Source organism: Rhodopirellula europaea 6C, from assembly GCF_000338295.1.
GTDB classification, from domain to species: Bacteria; Planctomycetota; Planctomycetia; order Pirellulales; family Pirellulaceae; genus Rhodopirellula; species Rhodopirellula europaea.
In genome coordinates this window covers 67,690-89,948 of sequence record NZ_ANMO01000272.1, presented here as the reverse complement: position 1 = coordinate 89,948, position 22,259 = coordinate 67,690, and the positions used below count along the sequence as shown (strand labels likewise).

Annotated in this window: 12 protein-coding genes; 7 read left to right on the top strand and 5 right to left on the bottom strand. The window is 54.7% G+C overall.

Annotated features, from left to right (window positions below):
- Positions 1-60 precede the first annotated feature (60 nt).
- From RE6C_RS29190 to RE6C_RS29175, 4 genes are all read left to right on the top strand, one after another.
- Positions 61-972, top strand: coding sequence for an efflux RND transporter periplasmic adaptor subunit (locus RE6C_RS29190; RefSeq protein ID WP_008662625.1), 912 nt, complete (start codon positions 61-63; stop codon positions 970-972).
- A gap of 77 nt (positions 973-1,049) precedes the next feature.
- Positions 1,050-3,287: a hemolysin D gene (locus RE6C_RS29185; protein WP_315850974.1), complete on the top strand. Its 2,238-nt coding sequence runs from the start codon at positions 1,050-1,052 to the stop codon at positions 3,285-3,287.
- Positions 3,288-3,564: 277 nt separating this feature from the next.
- Positions 3,565-3,966: a DUF3467 domain-containing protein gene (locus RE6C_RS29180; RefSeq protein ID WP_007328015.1), complete on the top strand. Its 402-nt coding sequence runs from the start codon at positions 3,565-3,567 to the stop codon at positions 3,964-3,966.
- Between the two features lie 140 nt (positions 3,967-4,106).
- Positions 4,107-7,115: a RecQ family ATP-dependent DNA helicase gene (locus tag RE6C_RS29175; RefSeq protein WP_008662618.1), complete on the top strand. Its 3,009-nt coding sequence runs from the start codon at positions 4,107-4,109 to the stop codon at positions 7,113-7,115.
- A gap of 47 nt (positions 7,116-7,162) precedes the next feature.
- On the opposite strand, the gene RE6C_RS29170 is transcribed toward RE6C_RS29175, so the two are convergent.
- Both RE6C_RS29170 and RE6C_RS29165 read right to left on the bottom strand, forming a co-directional pair.
- Positions 7,163-9,694, bottom strand: a complete 2,532-nt coding sequence (locus tag RE6C_RS29170; RefSeq protein ID WP_039963850.1) for a PAS domain-containing hybrid sensor histidine kinase/response regulator — start codon at positions 9,692-9,694, stop codon at positions 7,163-7,165.
- A 4-nt stretch (positions 9,695-9,698) separates the two neighbouring features.
- Positions 9,699-10,628, bottom strand: coding sequence for an ATP-binding response regulator (locus tag RE6C_RS29165; RefSeq protein ID WP_173401849.1), 930 nt, complete (start codon positions 10,626-10,628; stop codon positions 9,699-9,701).
- 128 nt (positions 10,629-10,756) lie between these two features.
- Between RE6C_RS29165 and RE6C_RS29160 the strand changes: the two genes are divergently transcribed.
- Positions 10,757-12,025, top strand: a complete 1,269-nt coding sequence (locus tag RE6C_RS29160; protein WP_008662614.1) for a nickel-dependent putative hexonate epimerase — start codon at positions 10,757-10,759, stop codon at positions 12,023-12,025.
- Positions 12,026-12,061: 36 nt separating this feature from the next.
- Here the strand turns inward: RE6C_RS29160 and RE6C_RS29155 are convergent, their stop codons facing one another.
- Positions 12,062-13,069 carry a hypothetical protein gene (locus RE6C_RS29155; protein ID WP_008662613.1) on the bottom strand — a complete coding sequence of 336 codons (1,008 nt, stop codon included), beginning with the start codon at positions 13,067-13,069 and terminating at the stop codon, positions 12,062-12,064.
- A gap of 408 nt (positions 13,070-13,477) precedes the next feature.
- Here RE6C_RS29155 and RE6C_RS29150 point away from each other — a divergent pair, with 408 nt between their 5' ends.
- Positions 13,478-14,671 (top strand): phosphoglycerate kinase, encoded by a 1,194-nt coding sequence (locus tag RE6C_RS29150; protein ID WP_039963847.1) that lies wholly within the window; start codon positions 13,478-13,480, stop codon positions 14,669-14,671.
- Positions 14,672-14,956: 285 nt separating this feature from the next.
- Positions 14,957-16,330, top strand: coding sequence for a Gfo/Idh/MocA family protein (locus tag RE6C_RS29145; protein WP_008662606.1), 1,374 nt, complete (start codon positions 14,957-14,959; stop codon positions 16,328-16,330).
- 450 nt (positions 16,331-16,780) lie between these two features.
- On the opposite strand, the gene RE6C_RS29140 is transcribed toward RE6C_RS29145, so the two are convergent.
- Positions 16,781-17,095 (bottom strand): M48 metallopeptidase family protein, encoded by a 315-nt coding sequence (locus RE6C_RS29140; protein WP_261340138.1) that lies wholly within the window; start codon positions 17,093-17,095, stop codon positions 16,781-16,783.
- Between the two features lie 66 nt (positions 17,096-17,161).
- Positions 17,162-21,799, bottom strand: coding sequence for an NACHT domain-containing protein (locus RE6C_RS29135; protein WP_008662602.1), 4,638 nt, complete (start codon positions 21,797-21,799; stop codon positions 17,162-17,164).
- Between the last annotated feature and the right edge of the window lie 460 nt (positions 21,800-22,259).

Sequence of the window (22,259 nt, the reverse complement as noted above, 5' to 3'; positions counted from 1 at the left end):
CCTACCTTCTCTTCTCTATTGAATCTTCTCTCCTTGTCCCTCCACCACGAGATCCCTTTGATGAAATCCTGGCGATTGATCGTTGCTGTATTGGCTGGCGTTTGCGTCTCCGCAATCAACGCTGAGCCCGCCACGGCACAAGCTAGCCTGAGGGGCGAGTCCCCATTGGTCGCGAAGTATTGCCAAGTTCGATACATCCGCAAGGTTGACATTCCCGCCGAGGTGGAAGGCAAGTTGGTTGAATTGCCCATCGAAGAAGGGATGACCGTCGCGAAAGACGATCTGCTCGCCTTGGTCGATGACACCTCCGCTCGTTTGGCACTCGAATTCAAAAAGGCCGAAGAGAAAGAGGCTCAGCTCAACGCGGCCAACGAAGTCAACTTGAAGGACGCTCGCAACAACGAAGAGTTGGCTCGAGCCGAAGCGGAATCGTTCCGCGAGCTCTACGAAAAGGGAGCCACGCCTTATTACGAGATGAAGAAGAAGGTGCTCGAAGCCATTCGTGCGTTGCTTCGGATCGACTTGGCGGAAATGCAAAAGAAGATTGCCGAAGCACAGTACATCGCGAAGCGTAGTGAGCGAGAAATCGCCGAATTCGAACTGGACCGTCGTCGCATCACCGCATTGTTCGATGGTTACATCGAAATGCGAATCGCCCAGCTTGGCGAATGGGTGCAGCCTGGTTCGCCAATCGCAACGTTGGTTCAGCTCGACCGAGTTCGAGTCGGTGGTGACATCGACGCGTTGGCATCCAACGGTGCCGTTCGTGCGGGAGCACCTGTGTTGGTTCGCGTTTTCAACACGGCGAATCCCGACCAGAACTTCGAAGTAAATGCTCCGCTGGGATTTGTCAGCAGTGAGGTCGACGGACAAAAACGGTATCGCATTTGGGTCGACGTGGACAATCAAAAGGACAGCAACGGCAATTGGATGATCAAGCCAGGGATGGAGGCAGAAATCATCTTTCAATGATTTCTAGCACGCTTGCCCGTGCCCGATTTTACCTGTTGCTCATCTCTTCCTGATCTTCTCATTCGACACCTGGCCCCATGACCACTCTGGCTGAATCACTGGTAAGCAGTTCGTCACGTGCACTGACGGTGCGCCGACGTCCTGACTTGACCGCCAGCCGCCACCACTACCAAGGACAAGGGTATTGGGTGGTCAAAGAGCCGGTGGGATTGCAGTACTTTCGTTTTCACGACGAAGAGTATTTCATCCTGAACATGCTGGATGGGCATGTCAGTTTGCAGCAAATCAAAGACGGTTTTGAGCAACGATTCGCACCGCAAAAGATCACGTTTGGTGATTTGCAGCAGTTCATCGGAATGTTGCACCGCAGCGGTTTGGTGATCAGCAATTCGCCTGGTCAGGGAAAGTCGCTTCGAGAACGCGGGCGGAAGAAAAAGAACAAAGAGTTGATGGGGAAGATGTCCAACGTCTTCGCCGTCCGTTTTCGCGGGATCGATCCCGAGAAGATTCTCAATCGGATGTTGCCGATCTTTGGATGGATTTTCACTGTCCCGGCGTTGATCTTCTTCGCTGGGTTGCTGTTGGCGGCGTCTTTGCTGCTGGCGACGCAGTATCAAACGGTTTACGCGAAACTGCCGACGTTCCACCAGTTCTTTGCTGCGGATCGTTGGATCATCTTGGCCGCGACAATGGCGATCGTGAAAGTCATTCACGAATTTGGTCACGGTCTGAGTTGCAAGAAATTCGGTGGTGAGTGTCACGAAATCGGCTTCATGCTGTTGGTGTTCACGCCTTGCTTGTACTGCAACGTGTCCGACTCGTGGATGTTGCCGAACAAGTGGAAACGAATTTGGATTGGTGCCGGCGGGATCTATGTCGAGATGATCCTGGCGTCGATTGCGGCGTTCGTTTGGTTCTTCAGTGAACCGGGGACGACGATCAATGACTTGTGTTTGAACATGATGTTCTTGAACGTTGTCAGCACGATCTTGGTCAACGGGAATCCGTTGCTCCGGTTCGACGGCTACTACATCATGATGGATTATCTGGAGATCCCTAACCTCCGCCAAAAGAGCACGGAAGTTCTCAAGCGTTGGTTCCAAACCACTTGCTTGGGTTTGGAATTGCAGGACGATCCATTCCTGCCCACACGCAACCAATTCATGTTTGGAATGTTCACCGTCGCCAGTGTGATTTATCGCTGGGTGGTGGTCTTTTCGATCGTATGGTTCGTGATGCAGGTTCTTGAGCCTTATGGCTTGCAAGCACTTGGCCGGATTTTGGCCGTGATTGGCTTCTCGGGCTTGGTCGCTCAACCCGTCATTCAAACGTGGAAATTCATCCGCACTCCTGGGAGATTGTCAAAAGTGAAACGCGGACCGTTGTTAACATCGCTCGCCGTGTTGGGCGTGGTCATCGCCGCGGTGTGCTACATCCCTTTGCCTCACCACATTGATGCGGCATTCGAAATCCGTCCCAGTCGTGCTGGAATGGTTTACGCCGGCGTCGTTGGACGTGTGGAAGAAACCGTGCCGGTTGGGACTCTCGTCAGCACTGGCGACACGATTGCATTGCTGAAGAATCCAGAACTTGAAATTCGTTTGGCTGACCTTCACGGTGAACGCAAGCTTGCCCAAGTGCAACTTGCGAACTTGAAGTCGCGTCGATTGGACGATGCATCCGCAAAGATTCAGATCGAAACTCAGGAAGAAATGCTGGACTCGATCGAAGCGTTGCTTGCCAAGACTCAAGAAGAACTGGACCGTTTGACCGTGCGAGCCAAACGGGATGGTTTTGTGCTTCCTCCACCAGAAAAGAAGGAACAAGATCCTGGTGATGGGCGTCTACCAAGTTGGAGTGGGACACCGCTTCAAGAACGAAACCGAGGAGCGTTGCTGACGGCGGATGATTTGATCTGTGAGATTGGTTCGCCGGAAGCATTCGAAGCGGTGCTGATCATCGATCAAGGTGACCGGCAACTGGTTCGCGAATCGCAAGAGGTGGATCTGAAGCTCGATTCGCGGCGATTGGAAACGTTCCACGGTTCAATCGAAGAGATCTCCAAAAAACCACTGGAGGCCGCCTCGGCTTCGATGTCGAGCCAAACAGGCGGCAGCTTGCAAACCGAGATCGATCCCAAAACCGGACAAATCAAACCTCGTAGTGTTTCGTATCAAGCTCGCGTGCCGATCGATGGAATCGAGATGCCATTGCGACCCGGATACCGCGGTGCAGCCAAGGTTCATGTGGACCCCATGTCGCTTGGTTCACGTTTATGGCGAGTGATCATTAAAACTTTTAACTTTGACTTCTGAGTGGACAAGTAGAAAAGAGAGTCAGGTGTTATTGCCGGTACGACCCACCGACCGCTTTGCACAAAAGGTCCCGATACTTTTCTCTCAACCCCTTCGGAGTGAGCTAGGCTTCCACCATCCTTTCCATTTGACGTGGTTTAACGTTTGGTTTTTGAAGACAAACAAAAAAACGGATTCTTGATCCCTGCTAGTCGCTTTCGCGTTGCGACGTTGGGGGGGATCATTACATTGGCCCCAAACACGCGAATCTCAACTTACCTGTTTCCCTTTTGATTTTTTGGAGAATTTGATGGCAGACGAAACCAAGACGGCTGAAGCCCCCGCCGCAGAGAAGGCCGCTCCCGCTGAGAAAGCACAAACTCAAGCTCAGGCCCCAGTTCAAGTTCAGGTTAACGACGACAACGCCGTCGCAACCTACGCGAACTTCTGCCGCGTGACTGGTTCGCCCGAAGAGTTGATCATCGACTTCGGTCTGAACCCACAGCCGATCGGTGTGCCAAAGGACCCCATCCAAGTCAAGCAACGTATCATCGTGAACTTCTTCACCGCGAAACGTTTGCTCGCTGCTTTGCAAATGTCGGTTGCCCGTCACGAATCCGTCTTCGGTGTTCTGGAAACGGACATCAACAAACGCGTTCGTCCAGGCCTGCAACAACAGCAAGCACCTGCGAAGTCGTAATCGACCCGCACGAATTGAGATTCAAAAAGCCATCCCGCTTGTTCTTCAGCGGGGTGGTTTTTTTGTGCGCCGGCAGAGAAGGCGAGCTCTGAGCGTATCGAGTCAGTTCGAGGTGGCAAAAACGGGCCGCATCGCGGAAGATGGCGATGCGTCGCTGGGACGCGAATCATTTTTGCCCGCCACTTACCCACCGAACGAAAGATCGGATGTCGTCTCTCGCATCCAATTCCAATCCGTCCATTGATCCTGAATCGCTGCTGCCACGCTTTGGTCTGAAAGAGTTTCGGCCCGGCCAACGTGATGTGGTCGATGCATTGGCAGCCGGGACGGATTGTCTTTGCGTGATGCCAACCGGAGGCGGAAAGAGTCTTTGCTATCAGCTGCCGTCGCTGGCTCGCGAAGGAACCACGATTGTCGTTTCACCGCTGATCGCGTTGATGAAGGATCAGGTCGACACCCTTCAGCGGCGAGGCATCCAAGCTCGATTGCTCAACAGCACGCAATCGCCCGGCCAGCAAGAATCGGTCATGGAAGAAATGGCCGCGGGGAAGTTGGACCTCATTTATGTGGCTCCCGAACGATTGCGGAACGGTCGTTTCTTAGACGTGGTTCCCAAAGCCAACGTGAGTTTGTTGGCAGTCGACGAAGCACACTGCGTGAGCGAATGGGGACATGACTTTCGCCCCGACTATTCGCGGCTCGGGCGATTTCGCGATCGCTATTTGGGCGGCGTGCAAACGATCGGATTGACCGCGACGGCAACGCCGACGGTTCGCGATGACATTTGCGAGTTGTTGAACCTGAAACAACCTCGCGTGTTTGTAACCGGTTTTGCACGAACCAATTTGCGGTTCTCGGTCACGCCGTGCAACAACGATGTCGCCAAGCAGAACGCACTGCGTGATTATCTGGCGAAGCAACCCGGTGCCGGCATCATCTACGGTGCGACACGCAAACGTTGCGAAGAGATTGCCGAATGGTTGCCGGAAAAGACGGGACGCAAAGTCGGCGTGTATCACGCTGGCATGCATCCGGACGAGCGACGCCGTGTGCAAGAGTCGTTCATGAAAGGCGACTTGTCCGCGATCGTCGCGACCAACGCTTTTGGGATGGGCATCGATAAATCGGACATCCGGTTTGTGGTGCACTACAACATGCCGGGTTCGTTGGAGGCGTACTATCAAGAAGCAGGCCGCGCCGGACGCGATGGTGGTATGAGCCAGTGTTTGCTGTTGTTCGCCTATTCCGATCGCCAGATCCAAGAGTTCTTCATCGAGAATCGCTACCCATCGCGAGAAACGGTGAAGAAGGTCTACGAGTACCTGCTGTCGCGCGAAGAAGACCCCATCGAGCTGACATTGGATCAGGTGCGGGAAGCGATTGGTGTTCGCGACGGCAGCGAAGCGATCGGGACTTCGGAAACGTTGCTGTCCAAGGCAGGTGCTCTTCGACGTTTGGACGCCAGTGCCAACCAAGCGGTGCTGCGAATCGATAGCGACGTGCCGACGTTGCTTGATTTCTTGCCGCGTGAAGCCAAGTTGAAACGTCAGGTCATGACTGCGATCGAGAAGATTGTGGGACCTCGCCGCGGCGAAGACGTCTTTGTTCGATTGAGCTATTTGGCGACGCGGGCTGGCGTGGAAAGAGTTCAATTGACGCGAACGCTGCGGGAACTGACGAAGCTGAAGTCCTTCGATTACATCCCGCCGTTTCGTGGGCGTGCCGTTCACATCATGCGGCGGGATGTTCCATTCAATCAGTTGAAGATCGACTTCGAAGAGCTGACCCGACGCAAGCAAGCCGAGTACGAAAAATTGGATTCTGTGATCCAGTTCGCTCGTTCAACATCGTGTCGGCAGCATGTCATTCTGAATTACTTTGGTGATCCGAACGCGGAAAATTGTGGCCGGTGCGACCACTGCGATCCGGCCGGCGATTGCATGCCCAAGGTCGATCCGTCGAAGTTAGCTTCGAATTTGACGACGGCGAAGACGCTTGGAGAGAGTGGTTCGGTGGGGGCTCTGAGCGAGCAAGCGGGCATCGACATGGCCGCCCTGACAACCGCCATTCGTGTCATCCTCAGCGGAGTCACCCGAACACACGGACGATTGGGGAAGAACCTGATCGCGCAGATGCTCGCTGGTTCAAAGAACAAGAAGGTGACGCAGTTGCGGCTGAGTCGACTGAGTACCTACGGCATGCTGACGGGCATGAAGCAAGGTGAACTGACCGACGCGATGGATTCGTTATTGACCGTTGGGTTGTTGGACCAGAAAGAATTGAACGAGCGGCGACCAACCGTGCACATGACGGACCTCGGTCGGCAAGTGATGAATGGGCACGTGCCGTTGCCACCATCTTTACAGTTGAAGTTTCCGCTTGCGAAGAAGCTGGCAAAGGTCGCCAGCAAGATCGAATCTGGGGATGTCGCCGAGGAAGAGCCTGGTGACATCGAACCACCCGTCTCGGCGGCGGTGGATGTTGCGCCGAAGCAACCTGAGCGACCATCGTCACAGCAGGAAAGATCCAAATCCGAAGCGAGCGTGGTCGCGGCAGAGCCATTGACATCGAATGATGCCGAGGAGTTGCTCGACCAAGATCTTTCGGACCGGATCAAGCGTTTTCGCCGCAAACGATCGGCGGCGTTGAATGTCGCGCCGCACCGGATTCTGTCCGAGTCCACGATCAAACGAGTGATCCAATCCAAGCCCGCCAATGCGACGCAGTTGGAAGCCGTGTCAGGAATTTCCAGCGAGTTCATTGAGGCGTACGGCAGCGATCTGTTGGAGTTGATCGCCAATACTCTGGCCGAGCACGAGATCGACTGCCCACCAAAATCAGCCACGCCGCCTTCGAACCATCGGGTGGAAAGGAGCGAGCCCGCCGAGTCACCCGCTGTCGATCCACAACCGAGTCCTGCTGCTGATCGCCCCGCAGAAAAGGTCGTTGATCCATCCGCGTGGCGAAACGAGTACTGGACCTGGAAGCTATGCCGGGACGGCTACACGTTGCAGCAAATCTCCGAAATTCGCGGTGAGTCAACCGAAGTTTTGGTCGATCATTTGATCGCTGCGGCGCGGGCGGGACAGACGATCGATCCCGCTTGGGCCGACACGCCGGCAAACGCAAAGCGATTGAGGAATTTGTAGTCGTTGCGGTTCGTCACGCGAGTTCACTTATCCGCTGCGATCAAAACTCACTTCGGTTGATCGGCGTTGTCGGATTGGCTGAGCAGTTCGTCGATCGCTCGCAGGACTCGTTCGGCTTCGTGTTGCAAATCGGCGAGCAGTTCAGGCGATTCTTGTACGCGATTTTCTCGGCCGGCTGCCTCGATGCGTTCGGCTGCTTCTTGAAGTTGTTTGGCACCGAGCAGTCCGCAGGCTCCTTTTAGAGTGTGAGCGTTCCGACGTGCTTCATCGTTTAGACCGGCGGGAATTTCCTTGCTGAGTTGCTCCACCAGCTGTGCGCATTCGGTTCGGAATACAAATGCCAACCGCAGGACGCCGGCCGTTCCGCCGGGGATGCGTGATCGGGCTGAATCAAGATCCAGGCACCCAATGTTTTCCGGCGAGAGCGAGATCGCATCGGAGGTCGAACCCATCGACGGGAACGCGGCGTGAGCAGCGTTGATCGTGGTCGAGTCCTGTTCGGTTGCCAGATGGACGTCTGGTGAAAAAGCTTGTTCCAATGTCTCGTCGCGCGATCCATCGTCGGTGGGTGGCAACTCTCGTTGGTAGGGTGCCAACGCGTCACGAAGTTTGCGGCTGTGGATTGGTTTGGTGAGGTAGCTGTCCATCCCCGCTTCGCGACAGGCGGCAGCGTCTTCGCTCATAGCCGCGGCGGTCAGAGCAACGATCGGCGTATGACGTTCGGTGCCCCATTCCTCTTGCCGGATGGCACGTGTCGCTTCCAATCCATCCATCACGGGCATGTGCATGTCCATCAACACGACGTCATACGAATCGGATCGCCACTTGGTCAACGTTTCACGACCGTCGCTTGCGATGGAACACTTGTGGCCGAGCGAACGAAGCAAACCGGCAATGACGTGTTGGTTGGTGACTCCATCTTCGGCGACCAAGACATGCAGTGGAGCGAGTCGTTGGCGAGCGGGGCCACCGAGGTCTTCCTCTTCGTCGTCGTCTTCGCTCGGCATTGACTCTGGGCAAACTGGCATTTTGAGCTGGAACGAAAACGTGGTGCCTACACCAACTTCGCTTTTTAACCGCAGTTCACCGCCCATCAATTCCACCAGTTGGCGACTGATGCTCAAGCCGAGGCCGGTGCCACCAAAACGTCGCGTTGTGGAAGCATCGGCTTGTGTGAACGGATTCAGAACCGCGTCCTGTTGAGCGGGAGGGATCCCGATACCCGAATCGCAAACGCTCAATCGAAGTTCGACCATGTCATCGCGTTCGGGTGATTCGCGACCGTTGGAAGTTGCGGCGAGATCACGATCGTCGGGTTCTTCGCGGCGCAGCACTTCGACTCGCACGCGGACGCCACCGTGGTCGGTGAACTTGATCGCGTTGCCGATCAGATTGGTCAGCACTTGGCGGACCCGTCCCGGGTCACCGATCAATCGATCGGGGAGTTCCGGCGAGATATCGCATTGCAGTTCCAGTCCTTTTTCGGATGCTTTGAACGAAAACGATCGGAGTGTCGATTCAATCGTTTTACTGAGCGAGAATGGGACCGATTCCAATTCGAGTCGTCGAGCTTCGATCTTGGAGAAATCGAGGATGTCGTTGATCAGCCGAAGCAAACCATTGGACGATTCCTGGATAATTTGAACGTAGTCTTGTTGGTCCGCATCGAGCTTGGTTTGTGACAGCAGATCCGCCATTCCAATCAGAGCGTTCATCGGCGTGCGAATCTCGTGGCTCATGTTCGCCAGGAATTCGCTCTTGGAACGGTTCGCGGCGTCGGCCATTCGGACCGCTTCATGAAGTGCGGCTTCGGAACGTTTGAGGTCCGTGATGTCGCGGGAAATTCCAAACGTGCCGATGATTTCGCCGGTGTCACTCCGCAGCGGCATTTTGGTCGTCATGCACCACGTGTCTTCTCGATCCGGCCATGTTTCGCGTTCGACTCGGTCAACCAGTGCCTCGCCTGTTTCGATCACACGGAGTTCGTCCAGCCGTGCACCTTCGGCGTGCTCGGGGGTGAAAATGTCCGCGTCGGTTCGGCCATGAACTTCATCCACACTGGCCCTCCCGAACTTCATTGCCATTGCTCGGCTGACACGAATGAAACGGCTGTCGATGTCTTTGAAGTAGATCGAATCGGGAATATTGGCGAGGAGCGTTTTCAGCAACGACTGTTCGAACTGCGTCGCCTTTTCTTCTTCGACTTTCGCGGTCACGTCCCAGAATAGAACCTGCACACCGAGCAAATTGCCATGATGATCATGAACCGCTGTTTTGACACGCTCGATCCATCCGATTGAGCCGTCTGACAGTTTTGCTGACTCGACGCTGTGCAGTGACTCGCCCGTTTGCATGACCTTCTGGTCGTCTTCGCGGTATTTACGGGCGATCTCTGGTGGGAAGAGATCTTCGTCGTGTTTGCCGGCGAGATCTTGCCAGGTGACGCTCCGCCATTTCAGGTACGAGTCATTTGCGAAGACACGCCGTCCATCCGCGGCCTTGATCAGCAAGTTCAGCGGCAACGCATTGGCGAGCGCGCGGTAGGTCGAGGATGTTTGGAACTCGGAGACACTACTCATCGGTTCACTCGGCACCGCAACGTTTGACCAATGTGATCTGATTCCCCTCGTCATTGAACCACATCTGATCAACGAAGCTGGCAATCAGCAGCAATCCTTGTTTGTCCGCTTGTCCCACTCCGTCGGCACTGGCGGCTAGTGAGCTGGCATCGAGTTCACCGGCTTGTGGCACGTTGGACGTGTCAAACCCCGGGCCTTGGTCGGTGATGACAATGCGAATGGCATGTTCCGAGGCGGTGGCCTCCACGTGTGTCTCGCGACTCTTGTAGGGCTCTTGCGACAACCGTTCCTTCATCGCGTCGTTGATCATGCCTTCGCGAGCGAGCTGCCCATGGCTCGGTTGTTTGTCGCGGGGGATTTCCAAGTTGCCATGTAGCATCGCATTGGTCAGTGCATGTTCAACGGCAACGCCCAGTCGAACCATTTCGATGCTGGGAAGGAGTTCCATTCCGGCGCTGACTTGCATCAACAATCCCACCAGCGGCGAGATCAATTCAGGGTCCGAAGGCAAATCAAACACGAAGACGTTTTTCTTCAGCGTCGAAATCAATTTCGCGTAGGAAGCATCGCTGCGGATGACGCCGAGCACATCGACAATGGTGTCGTTGAGCAAGTCCGACATGCGAGTTTTCGGTACGTAGCCCGCGGCACCGCGACGGAGGGCTTCGGCGGCAAGTTCCTCGCTGCCGTGGCTGGTGACCAAGATGCTGGGAATGTGCGAAAAATTGGCTCGCATGCTCTCCACCAACTGAAGTCCATTGATTTCAGGCATCTCCAGGTCGGTAATGACGAGGTCCGGGGCCTGCTCTTTCAGGTGCGAAAGACCGAGCTGTCCGTTGGCGACATGGACAACTTCGTGGTTGGCCGCCTGGAGTAGCATCGTCATTTCTACCGCCTGGGTTGCACTGTCCTCGACGAGTAAGATCTTGGCCATCGCATCTACCTCTTTCATGTTGAGCAAGCAGGACAGGCTTGGTTCTGGTGAAGAACCACCCCTAATCTTAGGGTTAATGGGGGAGAGTGTGTGCTGTACCCTTCAAAATTGTCGCTGGAGCGAGCCGAATGACTCTTTATTTTTCTGTTGGATCGGAAACCACATCGCTGACGACAGACGACCTGCGCGACGCTCTGAAGCAGACATTTGACGCGATCAAACGGCCCGAACGCGTGTTGTTGTTGCCTCCGGACGCGACGCGATTGTTCAGCCGGGCAGGCGAACTGACGGTGCTGTGCCACGAATTGTTGGGCGATCGAGTCAAGGACATCATGCCGGCGCTCGGCACGCACACGCCAATGAAACCTGCTCAGCTCGACCACATGTTTCCTGGTGTGCCCCACGATTTGTTTCGTCCGCACCGTTGGCGAGAGGACGTTGTGGAATTGGGGCAGGTTCCGGCGGATTTCGTCAGCGAAGTCACCGGTGGCATCTACACCAAAAGCTGGCCCGCACAGGTCAACAAGATGCTGCGAGATGGCGGTCACGATTTGATTTTCTCGTTGGGCCAAGTGGTGCCTCACGAAGTGATCGGGATGGCGAACTACAACAAGAACGTGTTCGTCGGCACCGGCGGCGTGTCAGGGATCAACGAGAGTCACTACCTCAGCGCGATGGTTGGAATCGATGAGACGCTCGGCATCGCTGACACGCCGCTGCGAAAGATCCTGAATTACGCCTCGGATCACTTCTGCGACAACATGCCTTTGCTCTACGCGTTGACCGTGATCCAGCAGATGAAGGACGGAACGAAGCACACGCGAGGTCTTTTCATCGGCGACGATCACGAAACGTTCTTTCACGCCGCTGAACTTGCTCGCAAGGTCAACATCACGCACTTGCCAAAGGCTCCCCAGCACGTGGTCGCTTACCTGGACCCCGATGAGTTCAAAAGCACGTGGCTAGGCAACAAAGCGATCTACCGCACTCGAAAGGCGATCGCGACCGGCGGTCGATTGACCGTCATCGGTCCTGCTGTGGAAGAGTTTGGTGAAGACCCACGTATCGACCAACTGATTCGAAAGTATGGCTATCGAACCAAAGCCGAAGTGATGCAGTTGGTGGCCGAAAACGAAGATCTGGCGGGCGATCCTTCGGCCGCTGCTCACCTGGTCCATGGTTCTCCAGAGAACCGATTCGAGGTCGTTTACGCAGCTGGGAAACTAACCGATGAAGAGATCGCTTCGGTCGGATTCACGCCGGGTGACCTGGATGCGTTGATGAAACGCTACGACGTTCATTCGCTAGAGGATGGCTTCCACACCGATGTCGACGGATCGGAGTTCTACTTCGTGCAAAATCCCGCGTTGGGATTGTGGGAAGCACCGCTGAACTGAATCAGTGTTCGCCGTGAATCAGTGTTCTAGCTCGAATCACTGAGCCGAATTTTCGCGAGCGCGTGCGGCGACTTGTTGCCCGCGTCGCGCGACGGCCAGGATCGTTTTTGAAAACTCGTCCCGAGTCGCTTGGTTGACTTGCGGCAAACGAGCCGCGATGTCCAGCATGGCAGACGGGTTTCGTTCGCTCGCTTCACTAACCTGAGCAATGAACTGTGCGGTCTGTTCAAAGTTGCTGTCCGCGGAACGCCCGATGATGGGACTCATCGTTCGAGCGATCAGGTCAATGCCCAGACTGTCGAGTTGCACGAAGCAGTCAAGGGTGCCTGAAACTCGGGTGCGTCCGTCTTCGCCCGCCGCGTAAGTTGACTCCAGAACAAAGACACCTTTGCCGCGAATTTCGGTCGGCGTCATTTTGCCGTCGTAAGACCCATCCACCACAAAGATGTGTTTGTTGGCGTCGCCGTAAACAAGATCAACTCGGCACAGCGTTCCCACACCGTCGCTGGCGTCGAGCTGATAAGGACCCGTGCGAGTGGATTGAACTTGGGTGATCCCCATCAGATCCCACAACCCAACCAAGACGTCGGGGTTGCGAGTCAAGAATAGGAACATGTCTCGGTCGCAAGGAACGATCTGCGATGGAAGTCGCCGGAACAAAGTCGGCTTTTCCGCGATGCCCAAAATGCGTTGCTTGGCCTCGTCGGTCAGGCGATCCATCGGCAACGCCGCGAGGATCTCTTCTCGGTGTGCCATCGATCCCACGCGAGGCGATCCGGAACCGGGCAGCAACGAAAATCGACGTGGCGCCGAATCCGTTGGCGATTGAGCCGAGGCCACGCTGCACACCATCGCCAGCATCAACGCACTGACCAATGGCACCTGCGCCAATCGGCGCGGCAGCGATGTCGTGGCGACACTGTTCTTCGGGAACGAATCGGTTGTCACACGGGCTCCGACGAGAGAACGATCGGCGGCATTGGCGGCCGCGAAGTCTCGAACCAGGGTGTCTCGCGATGATGTGACCGTTTGGCCATGGCGCATTGCAATCCCGGCGCGAGCTCTCACTCGCACCACCCCCGCTGGTATCGGTTGCGATCGAAATTGGCCCTGAGCGTTTGGCTCGAGGCATCTTTCGTCGCGAAAAAGATCACTCGTGGCGAATGACCATCCAAATTGACCCGGTCGACGTGTGTCAGTTCCACCAAAACTCACGGCGGACCGGTGCTGTTGACGAGCCGCACGCGAATCGTCACCGCTCTCTTTGTTTCGGTTGTGACGGTGGCGCGACGTGAGAAAAAGACGCTTGGGAGCGACGTTCCCGCCGGGGGGACCACGCATTGCCGCGAAAAAAGCGGGGTTCCGCCGGTCCCCTTCGCGAAATTGGGTCGCTGGCCGATACTTGGTGCTGAAATCGACCTCATCCAACACAACCTCGGAGTTTCCCGGCAGATGGCCAAGAAAACCATTGATCAAATCGACGTTCAAGACAAAACCGTTCTCATGCGAGTCGACTTCAACGTGCCGTTGGACGAATCGCTCGCCATCACCGATGACCGCCGCATTCGCATGGCGTTGCCCAGCATCAAGAGCGTCATCGACCGCGGTGGCAAAGTGATCTTGATGAGCCACCTGGGACGACCGACTGGTGGCGAAGGTGACGAGAAGTATTCCCTGGCTCCAGCCGCGAAACGTTTGGGCGAGTTGCTCGGCAGCACCGTTCACTTCGCGACCGACACAGTTGGGGACGACGCATCGGCCAAGGCGAGCTCATTGGCCGCTGGCGAAGTTTTGGTTTTGGAAAACCTGCGTTTCAATCCAGGTGAGAAGAAAGGCGACGCTGAGTTCGCCGGAAAGTTGGCCGCGATGGCCGACGCCTACTGCAACGACGCATTCGGAACTTGCCACCGCAAAGACGCATCGATGGTCGCCGTCCCCGAAGCGATGGCAGGCAAGCCACGCGTGGTTGGGCACTTGGTCGCCAAAGAAATTCAGTACCTCACCGATGCAATCAGCAAACCAGAACGACCCTTCGTCGCGATCCTGGGTGGAGCAAAGGTGAGCGACAAGATCAACGTGATCAACAACTTGCTCGGCATCTGCGACGCGGTCTTGATCGGCGGTGCGATGGCTTACACGTTCTCATTGGCCAGTGGCGGCAAAGTCGGCAATTCGTTGGTCGAAAAAGACAAGGTCGATTTGGCGAAGGAGTTGATGGCAAAGGGCGGCGACAAGCTGCAGCTTCCCGTCGACACGCACTGCGGCGACGACTTCGGCAACATCGCTGGTTGCAACAAGAAGGTTGTCGCTGCGGGCGAGATTCCTGACGACATGGAAGGTTTGGACATCGGACCTGAAACCGCGAAGAAGTACGCTGATGTCATCAAGTCGGCCAAGACCATCGTTTGGAACGGACCGATGGGCGTGTTTGAAAAACCACCGATGGACGAAGGCACCAAAGCCGTCGCTCAAGCAATCGCCGATGGCGATGCCGTTAGCATCATCGGCGGTGGTGACAGCGCAGCTGCTGTGGATCAACTCGGATTCGCCGACGATGTCAGCCACGTCAGCACCGGTGGCGGAGCCAGCTTGGCAATGTTGGAAGGTCAGGCCTTCGCAGCTGTCGATTTGCTCGACGAAGCCTGAGCTGAAACAAGCTTTCGGACTTAGATTCTGAGAGTTGAGGTAAGCAAGCGGTTGGTTCATTGGCCCGCAACGCAAGTCGTGGATGTCGATGATCCTCTCGCTTGCGTTGGGCTGGTGCGGCTGCAGAAAGCCGGATTTGGCTTGATCGCGTACCGTGCAAGTTTCGAACGGCGGATGTCAGCCCGTATCGGAACGATTTCGGAATTGGCGGCGGGATTGCATTAAACTGGGGAGGACATTCGAGTTCTTCCCTCCCGTGCATTCTCCTTCAGGAGCCCGCCGACCATGCCGAAAACCACTCGCCCAAACAACACCACGTCGCCAGCCAACGGCGACATCGCCGCCGGCTGCGAGGCAACCAACCGCCGTCGTTTCATGAGCACCGGCGCGGCTCTGACCGCGGGAGTCGCTGCTACTTCGGCGGCACGTCCGATTCGCGGGGCGGAGCCTGCTGAGTCGGTGAGTCATTCACCCAACTCGCACATTCGATTGGCATTGATTGGAGCCGGTGGTCGTGGTTCCGGAGCGATCAATGATTCGCTCACCATCAACGAAAACGTTTCTCTGGCCGCGATCGCGGACTTGGAAGGCGACAAGCTTCGCAAAATCTGCGAGTCGCTTTCCAAACGACACGGTGACAAAGTCTCCGTCGAACCCGGCAAAATGTACGGTGGGATTGATGCTTACAAGCGGATTCTCGATGACCCCGAAATCGATGTCGTGTTGTTCGCGACACCTCCTGGTTTTCGGCCGCAGTACGTCGCCGAAGCGGTCGACGCGGGGAAACACGTCTTTGCGGAAAAACCGACTTGCGTTGATCCCGCTGGCTACCGCGTATGTGTGAAGGCACACGAGCAAGCCGTCGCGAACAAGACCTCGATCGTGACTGGCACCCAGTATCGTCGGCAGACCAATTACGTCGAAGCGATCAAACGACTGCACGATGGTGCGATCGGCGACATCATCTCCGCGACGGCTCGCTATTGCAGCAACGGGATTTGGAACAAGACTCGCAAAGAGGGCATGAGCGATACCGAGTACCAAATCTACAACTGGATGCATTTCATTTGGTTGTCGGGTGACCAGATCGCTGAGCAAGCGGTTCACAACATCGATGCGATCAACTGGATCATGGGCGGTCCGCCTGAATCCGCTTATGGCAGCGGCGGCCGGTTCACTCGTCCCGAAGGCAGCGAGATGTGGGATAGCATGAGCATCGACTACCTCTATCCTGGCAACCGAACCGTTTCGTTCAAGTGTCGTCAAATTCCAAACGCCCAGAGTGACAACTCCAATGTCATCTATGGCAGCAAAGGCATCTGCACAATCTACGGACTCAACCGCGGTGCTGAGATCCGAGACAAAGATGGCAACGAAGTGTGGTCGATGAAGGGCGACATTGGTGCGGCATACAAACAAGAACACAAGGAATTGGTCGACAGCGTTCGTGCTGGAAAACCAATCGTCGAATTCAAAGAGACCGCGGACAGTTCGCTGACCGCAGTGCTCGGACGCATGGCCGCTTACACAGGCAAGCTGGTGACGTGGGACTTCGCGGTGAACGAATCGACGCTGAGTTTGTTCCCAGAGAACCTGGACATGAACGCGTCCCTTCCGGAACCCGCGTACGCGATCCCCGGCAAAACCAAACTGGTCTGACCGAAAGTGGTATAGGCTTCCAGCCTGTGATCAAAACCCTGTGCACCAAGGGTCGTACAGTTTTCTGATACCGTTTTTTTGGCAGATTTTCACATGGCATACCTCTTCCGAAACAAAGTTTGGGGAGAGATCGAGCGACGCCGTTCAGGCGTACGCGAGGGTGAGGGTCGGGTATGGGTAGTGGCACGCACTGCCCTCCCCGGAATTTTCGCTGAACGCTCGCATTCCGACCCTCCCCAACTGCGTTCAGGAGGGTGAGTTCAACCTTGTGAGCACTGCACTTAAGCCGTATGAGCCTCAAGAACCCCGAGGTCACCAGGAATGGAGAGTTCCTGGATGTGTCCGGGTGATTCGGCGAGCGAGCCTGTCTTCATTTGCTCAGCGTTAATTCACCCAAACAGTGCCGAAGCGCATGTTACAGTTTGGAAGTGTCCGGCGATTCAACGCCTGTTACAGTTGAAACTTAGCGCCGTTAATCGCTAGTTGCAGTCGCCGGGATTCGTAGTCCGGCATGATTCTTTCCAGCAGACGCCAGAAGTCGGCGGAGTGGTCGTTGTGGATGAGATGACATGCTTCATGGGCGGCGACGTAGTCGATCAGTGGGCGTGGAGCCATAATAATTCGCCAGTTGAAAGCTAGTCTTCCGTTTTGGGTCGCGCTACCCCATCGCTGAGAATAGTTGCGAATGACGACCTCAGACGCCTCGACTCCGAGCATCTGGCAGAATCGGTTCGACAAAACGCTCTGGTGGTTGTCAACGACCACCAGCAGTGCCAGCGTTACCGGATCAGTAGTTTTGGCCAGTTGCGTTTGAGTTCAGCATTAGTTGCCCTACTTGGAGAGTTCTTCAAGCAACGAACGCGCTGGTGCGATCCGATTTTTAAGCATGTCGTCGATTGCGTCCAAGCATGCGTCACGGATATGAGTGTCTTTCGGCGATCCTGATTGTTCGTAGAGACGCAATATTACTCCGGTTAAATGGCGATCCAGCAGGCCTATTCGTCGATTGGGCTTTTCCGTCGGACTGCTTTGGATTTTGATCGCTTGTTTAACCGTTGCGAAAACAACTTCCGTAAATTGAGTCAGGGATCCGCCGAAGTCGTGGAAAGCATCACATAGACTGTCGGGATCGTCATCGAACGCCTTAGATTCAATGAAATGCAACATGAAGGCCGAAACATTTGGGATTTCCAATAGCCGCTCGTCATGAAAGGCTCTTGCCGTGACTTCGCGAATTTTTTCGTTCGGATCGTTGCACATCTCCGTGAGAATCGGAAGGCACTTTTCTGAGTACTTTTCGTCTTTCGCAAAATTGGCAACGATTCTCGCGACTCCTAGTCGTTGCGAATCAGTTCCTTTGCGACAGGTCTCAACGAGCTTGAAGAAAACATCAAAGAATAGCCAACGTGCGGTCGATTCCTGGGCTCCCTCCTCTGCAATGCATGCTTCTTCCGATGAAACCATCTCTTGAATCAACGGCGTTAGCTGCTCAGTGAACTCTGGGAAAGCACAGTTCATCAACCGCTGGGCACTCCTTCCAGATGCTGGCCACAAATCTCTTGTCGATGCTTCGATGAACCAGTCTACGGCAAGTGCATGGTTGAAATTCCAAATAGGCAGGCAAGCACCGATCAAGGCCATGCGAACTGCAGGATGTGGATCGCGGAGGAGAGGCTCTAAGGCTGATTCAAATCTCGTGAAAAGGTTTTCGTGTTCGTAGAGAATCGATCCAATTGCCGAAACTGCGAGTGCTCGAACATGATTGATTGCCACGGTCTCGAAGTGATGAACGCGTTCGCGTTTAGACTCCCCGCTCGGATTCACTTGGTCAGGCGTATCGTAGTGCGGATCAGAGAATCTCGTTAACTCAACCAAGCGGGAAATGATACGCTCGGATGGCTCAAGATCCGTGCGTTTCAGTATCAGCCAGCAAAACTGACGCATCAAATAGCTATCATCGCATAGTCCAACTGAATCCAATACGCGATCGATCGATTCTCGGGAGGCTGGCTGCCAAGCATCTCTGTCTGCTTCAGGTACTTCATTCGGCGGCTTTTTCTCCTGTAATGCTGAAAAGACCGCAGCAAGGTAATCGGGCGGAGAATCAGCTGGAAATCGCAATGCCAACTTCCCGAATCGCTCTGGCTCGCGTTTCGCGGCGATTCCGAAATCTTGCGCAAACATCTCAACCGATGCTTCCGTGATTCTGTTTTTGCCGTATTTAGCAGAGACGCTATCGCGTTGTGGAATCCTTTTGTTTCCTATCAACCGCAACCATTGCTTGTCGCTAATTCTGCGAGTCGCTGCGTTTCCCAAAGGTGAACGGACCATGCCGCCCCTTGGTCCGGATCGGAGAAAGTGATCCTTTGGATAGTCTGCGAACTTCCGCTTGAGTACACCGATCCGCCCCGTTGCCTCTGAACTTCGTCGCTTGGGATCGAGCGCAGGCAGCAGAAAATATGCGGCCGCTCCAAATCCATTTCGATAATAACCTTCGCGGGCGTTTTTCAACCACCAACCTGCACGCATCTTTTCATCAGGATCGCGATATCTTTGCAACGTCTTCTCGAGTTGCTGAAAAATATCCTCGGAACAGTGAGGTGACATGCGTCGTATCAACTCGGCCGCTTCGTTCCAGCGAGGTTTTCGCCTCTCTGAGCCACATCGCAGTCGATTGCGGTTTGTGAGCAACCATTCCAACGCTTGATCCGCATAGGCGTCTGGTGGCAAGGCCGTCCAACTTCGTAGAAGTAACGCCTGAACGCTTCGCGATTTCAATCCTTCAATTCGATTACTGAGATCGATGAACCGAGAAGGATGTTCCCTCGCAAGTGCGACATAGGCAGCGCTCAGCGTGCGCAAGAGTATCGCTGGGATCTTTGTACGCGGATACTCGACACTGTCACCTTCCTGCCGGTTCTTCCAAGCTCTTTGTTCCTTAATCTTACGTCTTGCGAACGCGACAAGAATTGGCGTTAGCTTCCGAGTTGCGAGCCATGGTACGCGACGAGCCGCCGCACAAATTGCTTTGATTTCGTTGCCGTGGTCGACAGTTAGCCGCCGTCCCGTACGAATTTTCTCTTTGTTGCGAGAGCAATCTACGAGAAATGCCGCCAAAAGATCGATCACTCGATCTGGACGAACCTGTGAAATCGTTTCCCAATGGATGTAAGGAGGCTCCACGGCTCTAGGAATTGTCGCGAGCCGGTGCTCAAACACACGATCTGATTCCGACTCGGCGTCTGAGAACAACAGAAAATTGGACATTCGCTCGGTTAGACCCGCATTCGTAATCGCATCCAGAGCAGAGTCGACTACCAGCGGAATACGATTCGCGACTGAATTGATGAGCCACTCTGCCGTTCCATAATCTGATGACTCTTCGGCGAGCAGCATCTTGACGAGACGCCCCTCCTCGTGAAGTGCTTCGATCCAATCGTCGCTACTGTGAAAGACATCTCGATACACGTGGTCTCGCCATTCATTCCGATTGAGCAGCGAAAAGACGAATTCCTTCAACTCGTGAGTGGGGCAGAGTTGTCCGGCAGTTTCTATGGCGAGTTGCTTGATATGAAAGCGAACTTCATTCGATGAAATCAGCAATTCGAGGGACTTAGAGAGCTGGGCGGGATCTTCATCTGCAAGCAAATACAAGAGCTGGCGCAGTTGCTCCCGTCGAAAAAGTGATTGCTGTGACCGGCTTCCAAGCCAATCGGTGATCGACTGCTCATCCGTCTCGATCGATTCACTAGCTTGTGATGCAATCAAGAAGTCCAGGTGGCTTTGGTGGCAGAATGAGATTGACCGCCGTTCGATGTGAATGACGTTTAAGGTCTGCAATTCCGTAGCGAGTCCTTCATGCTGCTCAACGATTCGCGCCGGTGCTGTTAGGGAAGCTGCCTTCTCCATGTGAGCAACAATTGAGTGGAGGATACGTTGGGTTTCGCTCGGAGCGAATCCAGCTTTCTCAAGCTCTCGTCGACGATTCTTCCAAAACGCCCTAAGCAGATCCGAGCCAGAATCGAACTCGGGCGACGAGTTCTCTGACTCCATGACTTCTGCCCACATCGAGAGATTGTGAACGGAACGCAGAAGATCTCTACGACGTGAAGTCATACGGCCATAATCTACATTGAAGCCGCTGACAAACTCTTGAATTGACTTTTCGGGAAGGTCTTTGACTTCGACCTTCTGCAGCTTGAATACCTGAGACGGCTTGAGCCAAGTCTTAATCTGGGGGTCATGTTCCAAGTCAAAAGTCCGACAGGAAAAAACGACAGAGATCTGCCTCCCCATCAGTCTCATTGTCTGAACTTCACGCAACAGCGCTTTGCAAACGTCCAGCCCCTCGTTCGCGTGAGCTGACGTCCAACGCAAAGCGTCCAACTGATCCAGGATTAGGATGCAATGACGACCACCAGCTACTGCGCAAAGACTGTTTACGGGAGAATCGCGAAGTCCAAGTTTTTGGCCGAAGGCAATCGGGTTATCTACCGGCGTTTTTCGATCGAGACGCACTGCCAAGTATGGAGTCTCAGACTCATCGAGGGATTGGCAAAGCTGATAAAGAACACCGCTCTTTCCCCGTCCCGCTGAACCATGCAAGACGATCGCATCTACGTCCTGTTTAGCGACGGCTGCCTTTAACTTATCGACCTCCTGTCGAGGAATCACTTCGCCTCCAGCGAGATGAGGGCCAATTGAGGCCTTGAATTCTTTGCTTAGCTCATCCAGCCTGGGCGTGATCCGTTCGTCTACCAAAAGCACACGTGGTTCAAAATCTGAGCGTTTCAGGTGCTGTCGAACATCACTCGCGATTATCGTTTTGCGGAGATTTTCCTCAGCGAAATTGGCCAATATTGCAATGACTGCAGCGCTGTCACCGATCACTGACTGTTTTGCCATCCATTTAAGTTCTTCCCGCTGCTCTCGGTCATCCGCGAACAAGTGGAAGTCACTTCGGGTCAGAAGGTCGAAAGCTATTTTTCGATCGCACGGATCGCTTTCCTGAAGCTTCAAGCACTCACAGAAAACGGCGAATGCGTCTTGTCTGTCTTTGCTGCCAGCGACTATCTGGTCTTTGTAGAAAGACTCCTCTTCTCCCGTTGAGTCTGACGCACTTCGCGAGAGGTCACGCAGTTGGTTCGCCGGCGTACTGGAAACGAATGCAAATCGATGTGCGGGATCTCGCTGCAACTGCGACTTGAGATGAGAAAGCACGCCGCGACTGGCGAGATCACGCAAAGACCAATTGAACTTTGTTCCGTTCTCAGCTTTGCATTGCTGTGCTTCTCGCGTTCCATCAAGTCGTGTCACCCACAGGTCGACACCCGCCTCATCATCTCCCACTGATTCAAGAGTGATCGATGTCAGTTGCTCAGACAGTAGCAACAGCAACTGTCGGGCTACCCACCGGCCTTCATATCGGTTGCCGAGCTTGTCTGCGTATCCGCCAGGTTCAAATGCCACGTCACGTCATCCCATTGATTCGTCTTGCGACGAAAATATCGCCCTAAGGCAATTAGTTTCATGGGCCTGGCACTGTGCAGGGCCGTGAACCAGGGAAAATTCCGGCAAACATTTGCCAGACATACGAAGCGCCTTATAATTTTGTTATAATCGGTCGGTGGTTTATTTGCAACTCATTGAAATTCCAGCAAAGTGCGAACTGGTTCGCCTGCTGTCCGTGATGCAGCTGTGATCTTACCCCCCCCTCGACTGGGCGAGCATTGCTGCGGCGGAACGCATTTAAATTGCATTGGTGGGAGCTTGGTGAAGAACGTGTTTTTGACCACAGGGTTCGCCGAATTGGCGAACCAGTGGCCGACATTTTGATTGAAATCCTTCAGATGCGATTAAACGTCGTGCTGGAGCAGATGCACATTAGCCACGACAACCCGTTTGGATTGCCTGAAGTGGAGACGACATC